The 16,350-nt window shown below is 64.6% G+C and carries 13 protein-coding genes; 1 reads left to right on the top strand and 12 read right to left on the bottom strand.

The genetic code is table 11. The features are described 5' to 3' along the window. Positions 1-429: 429 nt before the first annotated feature. The 5 genes from CMASS_RS06735 to rpsP form a co-directional block, all read right to left on the bottom strand. Positions 430-2,775, bottom strand: coding sequence for a Tex family protein (locus CMASS_RS06735; RefSeq protein ID WP_022862250.1), 2,346 nt, complete (start codon positions 2,773-2,775; stop codon positions 430-432). A gap of 99 nt (positions 2,776-2,874) precedes the next feature. Next, complete coding sequence (locus tag CMASS_RS06740) at positions 2,875-3,237, bottom strand: hypothetical protein (RefSeq protein ID WP_022862251.1); 363 nt, start codon at positions 3,235-3,237, stop codon at positions 2,875-2,877. Then, positions 3,221-4,129 (bottom strand): tRNA (guanosine(37)-N1)-methyltransferase TrmD, encoded by a 909-nt coding sequence (trmD, locus tag CMASS_RS06745; RefSeq protein WP_022862252.1) that lies wholly within the window; start codon positions 4,127-4,129, stop codon positions 3,221-3,223. Before trmD ends, CMASS_RS06740 begins: the two co-directional genes overlap by 17 nt. Then, complete coding sequence (rimM, locus tag CMASS_RS06750; RefSeq protein ID WP_022862253.1) at positions 4,126-4,626, bottom strand: ribosome maturation factor RimM; 501 nt, start codon at positions 4,624-4,626, stop codon at positions 4,126-4,128. Before rimM ends, trmD begins: the two co-directional genes overlap by 4 nt. Before the next feature lie 147 nt (positions 4,627-4,773). Then, the gene (gene rpsP, locus CMASS_RS06755) at positions 4,774-5,298 is read right to left on the bottom strand and encodes a 30S ribosomal protein S16 (protein WP_022862254.1); all 525 of its coding nucleotides are present in this window, start codon (positions 5,296-5,298) and stop codon (positions 4,774-4,776) included. Between the two features lie 353 nt (positions 5,299-5,651). Here rpsP and CMASS_RS06760 point away from each other — a divergent pair, with 353 nt between their 5' ends. Continuing rightward, entirely contained in the window at positions 5,652-8,195 is a 2,544-nt protein-coding gene (locus CMASS_RS06760) for an acyltransferase family protein (RefSeq protein ID WP_022862255.1), read from the top strand. 152 nt (positions 8,196-8,347) lie between these two features. Here CMASS_RS06760 and ffh read toward each other — a convergent pair whose 3' ends face one another. From ffh to CMASS_RS06795, 7 genes are all read right to left on the bottom strand, one after another. Then, positions 8,348-10,000, bottom strand: a complete 1,653-nt coding sequence (gene ffh, locus CMASS_RS06765; RefSeq protein WP_022862256.1) for a signal recognition particle protein — start codon at positions 9,998-10,000, stop codon at positions 8,348-8,350. 171 nt (positions 10,001-10,171) lie between these two features. Then, positions 10,172-10,561 carry a cation:proton antiporter gene (locus CMASS_RS06770; RefSeq protein WP_022862257.1) on the bottom strand — a complete coding sequence of 130 codons (390 nt, stop codon included), beginning with the start codon at positions 10,559-10,561 and terminating at the stop codon, positions 10,172-10,174. After that, positions 10,562-10,819, bottom strand: a complete 258-nt coding sequence (locus CMASS_RS06775) for an MrpF/PhaF family protein (RefSeq protein WP_022862258.1) — start codon at positions 10,817-10,819, stop codon at positions 10,562-10,564. Continuing rightward, positions 10,819-11,256 (bottom strand): Na+/H+ antiporter subunit E, encoded by a 438-nt coding sequence (locus tag CMASS_RS06780; protein WP_022862259.1) that lies wholly within the window; start codon positions 11,254-11,256, stop codon positions 10,819-10,821. Before CMASS_RS06780 ends, CMASS_RS06775 begins: the two co-directional genes overlap by 1 nt. After that, a complete protein-coding gene (locus CMASS_RS06785; protein ID WP_022862260.1) occupies positions 11,256-12,935 on the bottom strand; it encodes a monovalent cation/H+ antiporter subunit D family protein in 1,680 nt (559 codons plus the stop codon). Before CMASS_RS06785 ends, CMASS_RS06780 begins: the two co-directional genes overlap by 1 nt. Then, positions 12,935-13,282: a sodium:proton antiporter gene (locus CMASS_RS06790; RefSeq protein ID WP_022862261.1), complete on the bottom strand. Its 348-nt coding sequence runs from the start codon at positions 13,280-13,282 to the stop codon at positions 12,935-12,937. The genes CMASS_RS06785 and CMASS_RS06790 overlap by 1 nt, the downstream gene beginning before the upstream one ends. Continuing rightward, positions 13,283-16,225 (bottom strand): DUF4040 family protein, encoded by a 2,943-nt coding sequence (locus CMASS_RS06795; protein WP_022862262.1) that lies wholly within the window; start codon positions 16,223-16,225, stop codon positions 13,283-13,285. Positions 16,226-16,350 lie beyond the last annotated feature (125 nt).

Raw genomic sequence — 16,350 nt, forward strand, 5'->3', positions numbered from 1 at the left:
GTGGCGGCAAGCGCCCTGATTTCTTGGCCAATTCTCCTCGCTCCTGCTTTTTGTTATCTCTACCTTTCGGCCGAAACCGCTCTGACGGCGGGAATCAGCCTGCACAGGAAGGGAAGAGTAACCTAATGTCTCAAAAAGAAAAACCCCTTCGTTATAAAACTCGGAGCGCGGAATTTTAGTTGATAGGTCACGTTTGAGTGCGAAACGTATTACGTTAACGGGCGGTTACAGCACGGGATATTGCGGGTGACACTGGGTGCAACACGCGACAAATTCGCGGCCACACCGCCACATCCACCGCCCGAAAAATAGACACACCTCACACCACCCCCGAACGGTGCGATTGGTCATCCCAGACCAGAAACAGTCAAAAATACCCCCGGCTTGGTGGGGGGGGTGGAGCCACCCCCACTCCACCCACCCACCAAGCTACTGACCGAAGCCGGCCTTCTTGAGGGCATCGGCCATCGCGCCACCGGCATTCTGCGATCGGTTACCGCCCCGGCCGCCTGCTCGGTTGCCGCTTCGGTTTCCGCCTCGCTTGCCACCCTGGCCTTTGCCACGGCCGCGGTTCTTCGCGCCCTTGCCAGCCCCCTTGCCAGTACCCTTACCGGAGCCCTTCTCGGAGGCGGCCCCTGGCTCATCGTCAAGCCGCAGCGACAGGGAGATGCGCTGCCGGTCGACGTCGACGTCCAGCATCTTCACCTTGACCACCTCGCCGGAGCGGATGACGTCGTGGGGGTCGGCCACGAAGTCGTGGCTCATGGCAGAGACGTGGACGAGCCCGTCCTGGTGGACTCCCACGTCCACGAAGGCGCCGAAGGCCGCCACGTTGGTCACGGTTCCTTCGAGCACCATGCCCGGCTTGACGTCACTGACCTTGGACACGCCCTCCTTAAACGCCGCGGTCTTGAACTGCGGACGCGGATCGCGCCCGGGCTTATCCAGCTCGGCGAGGATGTCCGTGACGGTGGGCACGCCGAATTCAGCGGTGGCGTAGTCGGCCGGGTTGAGCGTGTGCAGCACGCGCGAATTGCCGATGAGCTCCGCCACTCCGAGCCCCGTCGTCTGGCTCATCGCCGTGACCACCGAATACGCCTCCGGGTGGACGGCAGAGGCGTCGAGCGGGTCATCGCCACCCGTGATGCGCAAGAAGCCGGCTGACTGCTCGAAGGCCTTCGGCCCCAGGCGCGGTACCTTCGCCAGCTCCTTACGGGTAGCAAACGAACCGTGCTCGTTGCGGTAGCGCACGATGTTTTCTGCGAGCGTGGGGCTGACACCAGCGACCCGCTCCAACAGCGGAACGGATGCGGTGTTGAGATCCACTCCCACGCCGTTGACCGCGTCTTCCACCACCGCATCCAAAGTGCGGGCCAGGTGCGTTTGGTTGACGTCGTGCTGGTACTGGCCCACGCCGATGGATTTCGGGTCGATCTTCACCAGCTCCGCCAGCGGATCTTGCAGGCGGCGGGCGATGGATACCGCGCCGCGCAAGGAGACGTCCATGTCGGGGAATTCATCTGCTGCGAGCTGGGACGCGGAGTACACCGAGGCGCCCGCCTCCGACACGGTGACCGGGGTGGGCCGGGTGCCGCCGGCTGTAGCGATGAGGTCGGCGACCTCGTGGGCCAGCTTGTCGGTCTCCCGGGAGGCGGTGCCGTTTCCCACCGCGATGAGCTCCACCCCGTGCTGGGCGGACAGATGCGCCAGCGCGTCACGGGCTGCGTCCCACTTGTTTTGCGGCTGGTGGGGATAGACCACCACGGTGTCGAGGACCTTTCCCGTGTTATCCACCACGGCGCATTTCACGCCGTTGCGGTAGCCGGGATCTAACCCCAGGGTCGCCCGCTGCCCGGCCGGCGCGGCCAGGAGCACATCGCGCAGGTTCTTAGCAAAGATCTTCAGCGCGCCGTCCTCCGCGGTTTCCTTCAACCGCATGCGCACGTCGAGCCCGCAGGACAGCGACAGCTTCGTGCGCCAGCCCCAGTGGATGGCCTTGTCCACCCACGCCGAGCGGTCCGCGAGCCCGCGGTGCGTGGCGATGTGGCGCTCAAAGTCCGCGTCCTCCCCCGGATCCAAGTCGAGCTGCAGCACGCCCTCGGACTCACCGCGCAACAGCGCGAGGATGCGGTGGGACGGAAGCGACGAAAACGGCTCGGAGAAGTCAAAGTAGTCGCGGTATTTGCCTCCCTCGGCTTCCTTGCCTTCGGCCACGCGGGCGACCATGTGGCCCTCGCTGTAGAACTTCTCGCGCAGGTCTTCGACCAAATCCGCGTCCATCGCCAGGTCGTCGACGAAGATCGCGCGGGCCCCCTCCAGGGCCGCCTTGGCGTCGGGGTAGCCCTCCGAAAGGTAGCCGGCCGCGAGTTCTTCTGGGGCGGCCGCTGGGTTGTCCACTAGGGCATCGACAAGCGGGGCAAGACCGGCCTCACGAGCCATATCGGCCTTTGTCTTCCGGCGCTTCTTGTACGGGCGGTAGATGTCCTCGAGGCGGGCCTTGGTGTCGGCGGCATCAATCCGCTGCCGCAGCTCGTCATCGAGCTTGCCTTGTTCCTCGATGGCGGCGAGGACCGTCTCTTTCCGCTCCTGCAATTCGGTAAGGTACGTGGCGCGTTCCTCGATGGCGCGCAGCTGCGTGTCATCGAGGCCGCCGGTCGCTTCCTTGCGGTACCGGGCGATAAACGGCACGGTATTGCCCTCGCCCAAAAGCGTGAGCGCGGCCGCAACGCCCTTCTCGGGAACGGATAGTTCTTGCGCGATAGTCTCGGCGATCATTCGGATCATGCTAGCAATCGCCGCCGAATGCGCCCGGGCCCGGCTCGCGCGAGACGGGCGGTCCCGAGACGCGCCCGGGCCTACTTGGGGTGGCGGGCGCTAGACCCCGCGGACGTCCTCCAGCCCCGTAGCGATTTCCGTGTGCCCGATTTCGGTCGCGCCGTACCAACACGCCTGCGGCGGGAAAGCCGCGCTCACCACGCTGGTCACCCGGTGAAGGGGCAGCGTGCTTACGGCATTGACCACGACGCGAAAGATTCGTTCCTCCTCGGGCGTGTGGCCGAAGCGGGAGAGGTATTCCTGCCGCAAAACGTTGTCCGCCGCGCACATCTCGGTGATGTCCTGGACCGCGATGTCACTGACCTCGAGCCCGGCGCCGGCCAGCGCCGCGGGCAGAGTGGACCGCGTGGCCGCCCACTCGTCCTCGGTGATGAGGACGCTGAGATCAGTGCTCGTCTCCACCGCTGCGCCTTTCTTCCTCCCACGCCGCGAGCACGTCCCTATCCACGGCATCGAGCTCTACGCGGTCCAAAAGTTCGGGCCGGCGCTCGGCAGTGCGCCGCAGCGACTCGGCGCGGCGCCACTTATCGATGCGCGCGTGGTCACCGCTCGTAAGCACCTCCGGCACGTCGAGGCCGCGCCACGTGCGCGGCTTGGTGTAGCACGGGCCCTCCAGCAGGCCATCGGAGAAGGAGTCTTCCTCGTGGGAGCGCCGATTGCCCAAAACACCGGGGATAAGCCGCACGACGGCCTCAGCCATCACCAGGGTGGCTACCTCACCGCCGATAAGGACGTAGTCCCCGATGGAAACCTCGCGCACCCGGTAGGTGCGCTGGGCGTCGTCCACCACGCGCTGGTCGATGCCCTCGTAGCGCCCACAGGCGAAGACGAGGTGGTCTTCCCGCGACCACTCCACTGCATCCGCCTGGGTGAACGGCCGGCCCGCCGGCGTTGGAACAATGAGCAGCGGCCTGTCGTCCTTCTCGTCCCTTTCGGCGGGCGATTCCGGGGCTGCGCCCTCGGCTGCGGTGTCACTCCCCTCACCCGCGGCTGCCAGGTCGTCGTGCCGCGGCTTTCGCAGATGCGGCAACGCGGTGGCGAGATCCCGGCTGGGATCGGCGGCGGTTCCGGAGGCGACATCGTCAAGCGCCGGGCCCCACACGCTCGGCTTCATGACCATGCCTGGGCCACCGCCGAACGGGGAATCGTCGACGGACTTGTGATTATCGCTAGCCCAGTCCCGCAGGTTGTGCACGCCGACGGCAAGGCGGCCTTCCTCGATGGCTTTGCCTAAAAGCGCGTGGCGCAGCGGCTCGAGGTAGTCCGGGAAAATCGTGATGACGTCGATTCTCACAGTTCAAGGAGTCCTTCCGGCGGGGTGATGGTCACTTCGCCCGCTTCTAGATCCACCTCGGGGACGATGTCCGTCACGAACGGGATCATCGCCTCGCTCCCGCCGTTGAGACCGATGTGCAACAGGGTCTGGCGCGGGCCGTGCGTAACTGCCGTGATATCGCCGATGATCTCGCCCGAGTGACGGACCTTGAGCCCCTCGAGTTCGTGGTCATAGAAGCCGTCGTCGTCCGGATCCTCCAGTGGGGCCGCGAAGAACTTAGTGCCGCGTAGGCTGTCGGCGGCGGTGCGGTCCTTGATCTCATCGAAGGTCACCAACAGGCGACCTTTGTGCGGACGGGAGTGCGCGATGGTGAGCTCATGCTCCTTCTGCCCCTGGGTCCCGTGTAAAACGGTCCCGTTAGCGAACCGGATGCCTGGTTCGTCGGTGGTGGGATCAACCACCACTTCACCCCGAATGCCGTGCGATTTTATAACGCGCCCAATGAGCAGTTCCATGGGCATTCACGATAGCAGGCCACCCGGACACGCCCGCCGCGACTGCCGCGGCAAAGATACGAAAAGCCCCGCCGCACTGCGTGGTGTGCGGCGGGGCCAGTAGAAATGGTTGGCGGGTGAGAAAATCACACGTCAACCACCGGCGATTTACTCGCTGTCGGAGGAGGACTCCTCAGAAGCCTCGCCCTCGGCGGAGTCGTCAGCGGACTCCTCGGCAGCAGCTGCCTCAGCGGCGGCCTTTTCCTCGGCCTCCTTCTCTGCGGCAGCCTTAGCCTCGGCCTCTTCCTTGGCCTTCTTCTTTTCGGTGATGGCCTCGATGGACGGGCCGTTGTTGGCCTCGGAGAGAGCCTCGTTGAAGATGTCCAGCTTAGACTTCTTCTCCGGCTGCGCCTCCAGGCTGCCCTCCGCGCCCGGCAGGCCCTTGGCCTTCTGCCAGTCGCCGGTCACCTTCAGCAGGGCGAGAACCGGCTCGGTCGGCTGCGCGCCAACGCCGATCCAGTACTGTGCGCGCTCGGAATCGATGTCGATGATGGACGGGTTGTTCTTCGGCGAGTAGGTGCCGATAACCTCGATTTCCTTGCCGTCGCGGCGGGTGCGTGCATCAGCGATGATGACGCGGTAGTGCGGGGTACGGATCTTGCCGAGTCGCTGCAGCTTGATCTTGACAGCCATGCTGGGCTCCTTTTCTTTGGTCACTGGGCAGTTCAGACACCCGCCGTGTGGCGGGCCGGTTCAACCCTTGGTTTTAGCCTGCGCGTGACCACCGGCCGACCGGGGTCGGATGCACGGTGTTACGCAGGATGATGAACTCGTAATACCTTACACACTCCCCCGCCGCAAGCGGAAATCGCGGCCTCGTTCCGGCCCTGCTCCGGCAGCGGCCGAGCTGCTCGCATTCGGCTGGCGCGGGGCTTCAAGGTAGATTATGTACGTCGATCAGCCCGCGAGACGGTGTTTGCGGTGCCGGCGCGGGCGTGCGAAAAAGACTTGTCGGTAATTATCCCACGAGGAAGCGTGTACGTTCTATGAGCCAAGACTCCTCACGAAGTTTTAGATACCGCTACGACCTGGATGGTCTGCGCGGGCTAGCCATCGGTCTAGTGGTGCTCTACCACGTCTTCGTCGGCCGTGTCTCCGGCGGCGTCGACGTGTTTTTGCTGCTGTCTGGATACTTCTTCCTCGGTTCGCAGCTGCGCTACGCCGCAAAACCAAACGCGTCGCTCAATCCGTGGTGGCCGCTGTGGCGCACCATTCGCCGCTTGGTGCCCTCCCTCGCGTTGGTCATCGGCGTGACGTTCCTCCTCGTGCTCACGCTCACCCCGGAGCTGTTGCGCGACGAGTTCACCCGGCAGGTCATGGCCACGACGCTGTACTTCCAGAACTGGGAGCTCGCCTCGCAGGACGCGGACTACGCCGCGGCCAGCGCATCCACCTCGCCCCTCCAGCACATGTGGTCGATGTCCGTCCAGGGCCAGTTCTACGTCCTGGGTATCGCCCTGTGCACCTTGTTGGGCCTGGGCGTTCGTCGCATCGCCCGGACCGCCGGGCAAGACGCCGCGTCGCGCCGCATCCGCAAAATTGCCGGCCCACTGCTCATCGTGGTGACCATCGCGTCGTTCGCCTACGCCTCGCGCTTCGGCTTCTTTGGCACGCCCGGCAATTACTACTCCACGTGGTCACGCGTGTGGGAGCTATCCCTGGGCGCCGTATTAGTCCTGTACGGCTCGCGCATCTCACTGCCGCGCCGCGTGGCCGATCTCTGCGCCCTCGCGGGCCTCGTGCTGCTGGCGTGCACCGGCATGTTCATCGCGGATTCCACCGCTTACCCGGGTCCGCTGTCCCTGCTGCCGCTGGGCGGCGCGGTGCTCATCATCATCGGCGGGGGCGGCCGTGTGTCCGGCGCCCTTGCGTCCCGGCCGGCGCGGTGGCTCGGGCGCATCGCCTACCCGCTGTACCTGTGGCACTGGCCTCTGCTCATCATCCTGACGCGCCACCTCGACTACGACACCCCGCCCTGGTGGCTGGGCGTCGTGGTCGTCGTGGGCTCCCTGGTGCTCGCGGATCTGACGCACCGCTTTGTGGAAGAACCCCTACGGCAGCACCGCAAACGGCCTACCAGGGATGACATGCCGGTTAACCGCGCGGTGCAGCAGGTCCGTTCGCGCCCCGGCGCCCTGCGCGCGGTCGGCGGCGTGGTTACCGCCGTTGCGGTCCTGGCTCTTCTGGCAGTCCACCCGGTGTGGCGGGGCACGGTCACCGGCGCGAACCGGGAGTTCCTCGACCCGCACGATTACCCAGGCGCCATGGCGCTGCACGGGGCGGAAACGCCGAAGGGCAAGGAGGTCAAGCCCGATCCCATTCTGGTGCGGGGCATGAACCCGATTACCTCGCAAAAGCATTGCTTCATCCCCGATTCGGTCGACCCAGATGAGTTTTTCGACGAGGACAAGGACGGCAATCCGTGCATCTTCGGCGATACCGACTCCGATTTCGAGGTCTACGTGGTCGGCGGCTCCCACGCGGAGCAGTACATCCCCGTCATCGACGCGCTCGGCCGTGACAAGGGATTCAAGGTCGTGCCCATGCTGCGACAGGGGTGCCCGATTGAGTTGGGCGACGATCTCACGGTGTCGGACGACTGTGCCGAGTGGAGCGAGCTCGTCACCGAGCGGATTATCGATGCCGACCCGGACCTGGTCATCTCCAATACAACGCGCCCCCAGGATCCGGCGGGCCACGGGCCGGATACGGTACCGGCCGGCTACATCCAGTTCTGGGATGAGTTGGCCGACCACGACATCCCGTTCCTGGGCTTCCGCGACAACCCGTGGGGCTTCGACGATCAGGGCAAGATGCAGGAGTTCGACGAGTGCTACGTGGCCACCGAGGACGCCGTGGGGTGCGGGATGCAGCGCGACGAGGTCTACGCACCGACGGATCCGTCTGCACCCATCCTGGCGCACTTCGACAACATGCTCGCTGTCGATACTTCCGACTGGTTCTGTGACGAGAAGGACTGCCCCGTCGTCATCGGCAATACCTTCGTCTACCGCGATATGCACCACATCTCGAGCGCCTACGCCGAATCACTGCGCCCGTTGGTCGAGGAGATCCTGGATCCGTTCCTGGAGGGAAAGAAGTTCGAGCAGCCGCTTGCCGATGGCTTGCAGCCCGCCCAGTTTGGCAAGGACGGCCTGCCCATTCCGGGCTCCGAGATCAAGGACCCGAAGAAGAAGCCGCAGCGCGGCGCGACCGACGATTCCTCCTCTACCCCGGGCAGCGGCTCCGATTCCGGGATGGGTGCAGGCTCTAACGACGGCACCGGGTCCGGTGGCTACGGCTATGGGTACGGCTACGACTACGGCGGCGGTTACGGAAACGGATACGGCACCGATGGCGGCTACGGCTATGGCTACGGAGGCGGCTACAACGGTGGTTACGGCTACGGCGGTGGCAATGGCTACGGTTACGGCTACGGATCCGGTGTGGGCGCCGCTACCAGTGGCCAGGGCCAGCAGCCGCCGGCGCCCACCCCCTACTTCGGGAGCGGACAGCCCAGCGCCGTCTAGCACCCACGACGTCTGGCTGCGGCGCAGAATCAGCCAACGCCCGTCGGGCCGTTGAAGGCGCGCCGGCTCGCCGCGTAAACAAAATGCGGGAAGCTCACTTTTCAGTGAGCTTCCCGCATGTATTCGTATGGGGGGGGGCAGCGGGGAGGTGTTTACTTCTTCCCCTTGCCGCCGCCGAAATCGAGGTTGTCCAGGTCGAGGTTTTCCATTCCCTCCGGCAGCTTCGGCATGCCCGGGAAGCCCGAACCGAATCCGCCCTTGCCGGCGCCAGCGCCGCCCATCTGCTCCTGGAGCTTCTTCATATCCTCCATGGACGGCATACCGCCACCCATGCCCGGCATCCCCGGCATTCCAGGCATGCCCTGCGGGCCGCGGCCGCCACCGCCGCCGCCCTTCTTTTTGCGCTTGCCCTTCTTGTTCTTGCGGCCCTTCGGCTTCTTCTTCGTGGCCGAGCGCCCGCCGCCCATACCGAACTGGCCGGCCATCTTATTCATCATCTTCTTCGCGTCGTTGAAACGCTCGATGAGCTGGTTGACTTCGGTGACGGACACGCCGGAACCGTTAGCAATGCGCTTGCGGCGCGAGGCGTTGAGGATCTTCGGCGTTTCCCGCTCCTCCGGGGTCATGCCGCGGATGATCGCCTGGATGCGGTCCAGCTGCTTCTCATCGACCATGTCTGCCATCTGCGACATCTGCTTGCCGCCCGGCATCATCTTGAGCAGGTTGCCGATGGGCCCCATCTTGCGGACCATGAGCAGCTGGTCGAGGAAGTCGTTGAGGGTGAGCTCGCCGGAGCTCATCTTCGTAGCCGCTTGCTCCGCCTTCTCCTTGTCCAGCGTGGCCTCGGCCTGCTCGATGAGCGAGAGCACGTCACCCATGCCCAGAATGCGCGACGCCATGCGCTCGGGGTGGAAGACGTCGAAGTCCTCAAGTTTTTCACCCGTCGAGGCGTACATAATCGGCTTGCCGGTGACCTCACGGATGGACAGTGCGGCACCGCCGCGGGCATCGCCATCCAGCTTGGTCAGCACGACACCAGTAAAGTCCACGCCGTCGCGGAAAGCCTCCGCCGTCTGCACGGCATCCTGACCGATCATCGCGTCGATGACGAACAGGACTTCGTCCGGGTTCACCGCGTCGCGGATGTCGCGGGCCTGCTGCATGAGCATCTCGTCGATGCCGAGACGACCAGCCGTATCGATAATCACCACATCGTGGTGGGCGCGCTGCGCCTCCGCAATACCCTCGCGGGCAACGGCGACCGGATCGCCATGCGAGGTTCCCAGCTCGTGCTCGGAGGAATCGAGCGAAGTACCCGGATCCGGGGCAAAGGTAGGAACCCCTGCCCGCTCGCCGACAATCTGCAGCTGCTGAACGGCGCCGGGGCGCTGCAAATCACACGCCACCAGCATCGGAGTGTGGCCCTGCTTTTCCAGATGGCGGGACAGCTTACCGGCCAGCGTCGTCTTACCGGCACCCTGCAAGCCGGCGAGCATAATCACCGTCGGCGGGTTCTTCGCCAGGTTCAACCGGCGGGTTTCGCCGCCGAGAATGTCAACGAGCTCCTCGTTGACGATCTTGACCACTTGCTGGGCCGGGTTGAGCGCCTCGGAGACCTCGGCGCCCTTCGCACGTTCCTTGATGCGCTTAATAAATCCCCGCACGACGGTCAGGGACACGTCGGCTTCGAGCAGGGCCAAACGGATCTCGCGAGCGGTGGCGTTAATGTCCGCTTCGGTCAGCTTGCCCTTCCCACGCAGCCCGGTCAGGGCTGATTGAAGGCGATCGGACAAAGACTCAAACACGTTTTCGTCTCTTTCGTTTGCTTGGGATTTGTACTAAGGCGGGAACTTTTATTGGGTTCAGCTTAGTAGCGACAACCGGCCGCGGTCACATTCGACCACGGCCGGTGCTATCAACATTCGTGCACGCACGTCGCTGTAGCGCGTACACGCAACGGGGGTGCGAGTACGCCCCTACGTCAGCTCGTCGAGCTTTTGCTCACGCATGAAGTTCTCGCGAGCCAGCGCCTCCGGGTCGTCGAAGTAGGGATCGGCTTCGTTGTAGACGACATCGACAATGGCCACGCGGCGCAGGAGCGCGGCACGGGCAATAAGCACCGAGCCGATGGCCGAGGTACCAAGCAGCAGGATGATGCTGCCCAGAATGAGCACCGCGTTCCCCCAGCTAAGGTCGCGGAAGAACACGCCCAGGAGAATGAACGTGATGCCAAAACCAGACGCCGTCGACAGCACGGACATGCGCGCGTAGACGTCGCGGAAGCTCAAAAGGCCCGCGCCACACGTGGCGATGCTCAACGTGCCGAGGATGAGGAAGAAATCGGAGATGATGTGAAGGATCTGCATCTAACGCTCACCTCGCATCAGTGCCCGGGCCAGCGAGACCGCCGACAGGAAGCCCACGACGGTGGCCACGAGGACGATATCGAACGTGAAGTGGGAGCCCTTCTTCCAGCCGATAAGCGCGATGAGTCCGACGAGGATGAACAAGATGGCATCCGCCGCGGACACGCGATCGGCTCGGGTGGGCCCGATGAGCATGCGGTAGCCGGCCGGCAGCGCGGTCAGCGCCAGCACGACGATGGCAATGTCTACGAAAATCACTACTGCTGCCCTTCCTTCCCCGCGGCGTGCGGCGCGTCCGGCGCCGCCGTGGCACCGTCGCGCAGGCGGTCTTCGAAAAAGCGCGGGTGGACCATCACGCCGCGCAGCATGCGCTCTTCCATGTCCCGCAGGTCATCGCGAAGCTCGTCCGCGTCCGAGTTGTACATGCCGTGGACGTACATGACTCGCTGGCCTTCCGGCGTGTTCTTGCCCGCGCCGACCACGAGGGTTCCCGGCGTGATGGTAATCAGCGCCGCGATCAGCGTGTAGTGCGCGTCCTTTTCCGACTGGCACAGGTAACGCCCGATGCCCGGGGTGGAGTCGTGGCCGCGGGAAATGATGTCTTTGAGCACCGAGATATTCGCCACCGCGAACTCTTTGAGGTACCAAGCCCAGAACGCGATGAAGCGGAACGGGAACGTTATGACGTCGTGCATTACTGCATCACCGCCTCAAGGTAGGTAGTGGGATCCATCAAACCGTCGGCTGCCACGCCGGCCCACCGCAGAAGAACCTCGGCGCCTAGGCCGATGGCAAGGGTCAGCAGCGCAGTGATAACCGCCGGGGCGCCGAGCCAGAAGCCAACGCGGGGCTTAGCGTCCGCGGTGTCCTCGATGACGTAGGCCTCGTCTTCGTAGCGCTCCTGGGTGACCACGCGGGTGGCGCTGCCCACCGGGGCATCGTTAGCCGCCTGCTCCGCCGGGGTCTCCGGGTAGCTCGCCACGCCGCCACCCAGGGTGGCGTTGGGGCCATCCGGATCCTGATCCTGGCGGGGCGCGGTGGCCGGCAGAGTGCGGTCGCCCCAGAACATGCCCTTCCAAATCTTGAGCATGGACAGCAACGTGATGAGCGAAACCACGATCATCGCAAAGAAAGCGTAGACCTGCCCGGCCTGCCAGGTGCCCAGCAGGAGGCTGAACTTGGCCACGAAGCCGGAGAACGGCGGGATGCCGGCCAGCGACAGGGCCGCAGCGAAGAAGGCCACGGCCATCATCGGCTCGCGCTTGGAGATGTTGGTGATCTTGCCCAGCTCACCGGTGCCGTACTTCACCTCGACTGCGCCGGTGGACATGAATAGCGAGGCCTTCACGATCATGTGGTGGACGAGGTAGAAGATACCCGCGGTCATGCCCAGCTGAGTAAACAGCGCCACGCCCATGAGGATGTAGCCGAGCTGGGAAACCATGTGGAAAGTCAGAATCTCGCGGGTGGTCTTCTCGCCCACCGCGCCGAAGACGCCGATGACCATCGTCAAGGTGAACAGCAAGACCAAAATCCACAGCCAGCGGGCATCGCCGTCGTAGATGATGGAGTACCAGCGGTAGAGGGCGTAGACGCCGACCTTGGTATGCAGGCCGGAAAACAGCGCCGTGACGGCCGGCGACGTGTACGGGTAGGACCGCGCCAACCAGGAGTGGATGGGCACGACCGAGGCCTTGATGAGCATGGCGAGCATGGCGATGCTCATCGCCACCGCCGTGGCCGGGTCCTCCTTCGCCGCGCCATACAGCTGGCCCAGGTTCACGGCGCCGTACGTGCCGTAGACCAAGCCGACGCCGGTCAGCAGCATCGTGGATGCCAGAAGGTTTGCGGTGATAAACAGCCGCATGCCGCCCAGCTGCAGGTCGCCGCCGCGGCGGTAAATAGTCATCGCGTACAGCCCGTAGCTGGGGACGAGCATGACCTCGATAAAGACGAAGAAGTTGAAGATATCGGCGGTCAGCAGCGTGCCGAAGACGCCCGTCATCAGCACCAGCGTGAGCGGCACGAAGAACGGTTCGCGGGAGTACCCGCTGGCGGCGGCAAACCACGCACACACCACGGCGAGCAAAGCCGTGGTGGTGAGCATGAGCGCGGAGAACATGTCCGCGGCGAACGGGATACCCACCAGGGAGCCCCACTCACCCAGCCGCGAAGAAATGGCAGACCCGTCCTGCGTGAGGAAGATGAGCCCAATGGAGGCGGCCAGCGCCGCGCCCAAGATGGCGAACAGGACCACGTGCTGGAACCACATCGCCTTGCGGAAGATGATGGTTAGACCCGCGCCCAGAAGCGGCACGCCCACGAACAGTGGGAGAAGCAGCGAAACGAGATCGATGTCAATTCCGAGTGGCATTACCACACCACATCCTTGTCGTTATCCGGATCAACCTCCGGGCGGGTGGCATCGTCCTTCTTACCCACGGCGGCGGTGACGAACATCAGCACCGAAATGGCGAACGAAATGACGATGGCGGTCAGGATGAACGCCTGCGGCAGCGGATCGGCTGCCTCCGTCATTTGTGAGGCGGTGTGGTGCCCGAAGGGCTCGTTTCGCCCCCACGTACCGCCAGTGGCAATGAGGATGAGGTTCACGCCGTGCGAAAGCAGCGTGAAGCCCAAGGCGATGCGCAGCATGTCGCGCCGCATCATGAGGTAGACCGAGCCGCCAATGAGGATGCCGGCAGAGATCGCAAGAGTCATCTACTTCTCCCCTCTTTCTTTCTCGCCGTTTACCGGCGTTGCGGCCATCGTCGGGGTGTGGACTTCCAGTCCATCTTCGCCGAAGTTGCGCTCGCGGCCCACCGCGTGGTCGAAGCGCTCGAGGCGACGCTCCTGCTCCAAGTCGAGCAGAACGTGCCGCTCCTTATCGCCCTCGCGCGGCATGCCCAGCATGTTGAAGGCACCGACGAGGACACCCATCACGGCGAGGTAGACGCCGAGGTCGAAGATCATCGACGAGGTCTGCTCCATGCCGAAGATCTCGGCGTGCAGCGCCTTGAGGAAGGCGCCGTCGAAGAAACCGATAAATCCGGTCAAGGCTGCGACCGTGACGCCCAGGCCAATGAGCGTGAAGTACGGCCAGCGGATCGGCGCGGACGCGTTGTCCTTCGCGCCCAGGTAGAGCAACGCGATGCCGGCGGAGCCCACCAGCGCGGCCACGAAGCCGCCGCCCGGCTCGTGGTGGCCGCGTACGAAAAGCACTACCGAAAGCAGCACGATGATGGGACCGACCAGCTTGGTCGTGGTGCGGACGAACACCGCGTTCGGCCCCGGCCCGAAGAGCGGGGACCGCTTGTCCAGCAGTGTGTCGCGCAGCGGCAGCAGCCGGTTGTGGCGCAGCAGGACGGCGATGGAAATACCGGCCATGCCCAAAACCGTGAGCTCGCCGAAGGTATCGAACGCGCGGTAGTCCACGATGATGGTGTTGACGATGTTGTCGCCGCCCGTCTGCTCCGGGCCGAGGTCCAAGAAGTAGCGCGCGGCCTCGGACTTGCCGCGGCGGCCGGTCAGTCCCCAGACCGCCAGGGTCGTGGCTGCGCCCATGGCCACCGCCAGGGCAATCGACCAGAAGTGCTGGCCGCGCTTATCGGGGGTGAACCTGTCCGGCAGGCGGTGGAGCACCAGCACCAGAACGCAGACGGACAGGATCTCCACCAGCAGCTGGGTGGTAGCGACGTCGGCAGCGCCCAGGGCGAAGAACCACAGGGTGACGCCGAAGCCGGCGATGGAGACAACCACCACGACGGTCAGGCGCGAGCGCGCCATGACCGATGCCAGCACGCCGATGGAGATGATGAGGACGAAGATCCAGTCCACCGCACGGGAGTTCTCGCCGCGCACGCTCGGGATATCGGTCAGCGTAAAGATGCCGATGATCGCGATGACCAAAAGGCCCACCAGCGGCATCGCCAAGTGGCGCCGCATCGAGGTCGTGCCGGTCGGGCGGGTGAAGTACTTGCCGCCGTATTCGATAACGCCGTTGCGCAGCATCTCCACCACATCGAGCCCCTTGACCGGGGCGCCGAAGTTGGTGAGGGCGCGCGCCAGCTCGCGGTTGAAGTGCACGAGGACGCAGCCGGCCGCGATGATGATGGCGGACAGGCCGAGCGGGATGTTGACCCCGTGCCATACCGCCAAGTGGATGTCCTGCTCAAAGCCACCGGTGGCAGCCAGGGAGGCGTCCGTCACCGGCTCGTTGAGCAGCCCCGGAACGAGGCCGAGCACGAGCGTGACGATGCCGAGCAGCGCCGGGACCATCCAGAACGCCGGGGAGGCTTCGCCGATGCGGTGCAGCTGCGCCGGCTCCTCGTGCCGCAGGCGGGACTCCGCCACCTCCTCGGCGCGCGAGTGCTTCGTCGCACCGAAGGCACCGATGATGTAGCGCATGGAGTACGCGAAGGTGAAGATGGACGTGCCCACGATGACGCCGGCCACCAGGGTGATCAGCGAGCGGTTCATGCCGGATTCGACCACCGCGGTGATAAGGCCTTCCTTGGACACGAAGCCGAAGAGCAGCGGCAGGCCCGCCATGGACGCGCCCGCCACGACAATGGCGGTCTTCGTCACCGGCATCTTCACCACGCGCGTGTGCCGCAGCTCGCGGTAGGAACGCGTGCCGGTCTCGTGCTCGATGATGCCGACGGACATAAACAGCGCGGCCTTGAAGCACGCGTGCGCGACGGTGTGGACGATTGCCGCCGTCAGCGCCTCCGGGGTGCCCACGCCCACGATGGTGACCAGAAGTCCCAGCTGCGACATGGTCGAGTACGCGAGCAGCTCCTTCAGATCGTCGCGGGTGACTGCAGTCATCGCGCCGAAGAGCGCAGTAAACCCGCCACTGAGCACGAGCATGACGTGCCAGGCTTGGATGTCACTAAACAGCGGTGAGAAGCGCAGGATCAGGTAGATGCCGGCCTTGACCATGGCCGCCGCGTGCAGGTACGCGGAGACTGGGGCGATAGCCACCATGGAGTCCGGCAGCCAGGCCTGGAACGGGAACTGCGCCGACTTGGTGAAAGCCGCTAGGGCGACCAGCACTGCTACCCCAGTCTTGACCCCGGCGTGGTCATCCCAGACGGGCGAGGAGATGACTTCGCTCAGCTGCATCGTCCCCGTGGTGATCGCCATGATAATGACGGCCATGAGCAAGAAAAGGCCGCCCAGCACGGTCACAAGCAGGGTACGGATGGCCGGCTGGTGCCCTTTTTCGCCGGAGTTGGCGATAAGGAAGTACGAGCACAGGGTGGTCAGCTCCCAGGCGACGTAGAAGACCATGAGGCTATCGGTGGTCACCAGCATGGCCATCGCCAGCGCGAAGCCGCAGATGTAGAAGTAGAAGGCTGTGTCTTTGTGGTGCAGATACCGCGTGGAATACGCGAGCACGCCCGCGCCAATGACCAGCACGAGCATCAAGAAGACGAGCGACAACCCGTCCAGCCGCACACCGAAGCTCACACCCAGCGACGGCATCCAGTCCACCGATTCGGTGTGGACGGCGCCCCGGGTGTAGCTCGTGGCACCCATGACCGCTGCGGCGAGCAGCGGCAGAGCCAAGACCCAACCTGCATTGCGGTGCAACACTCGAGACACCAGTGGCGCTGCCGCCACCGTCACCCCGAGCAGTGCGAGTAATACAAGAAGCATCGTGTTGAAGGGTTCCTCAATATATATGCGCGCCGCACACACTCAGCGGGCGCTTACATGTCAGCAATGTGAAAGGGACGAACTACGCAGAATTCACACGGAATCCTGCGTTCGTCAACAGGGGA

The organism is Corynebacterium massiliense DSM 45435, from assembly GCF_028609805.1.
GTDB lineage: Bacteria > Actinomycetota > Actinomycetes > Mycobacteriales > Mycobacteriaceae > Corynebacterium > Corynebacterium massiliense.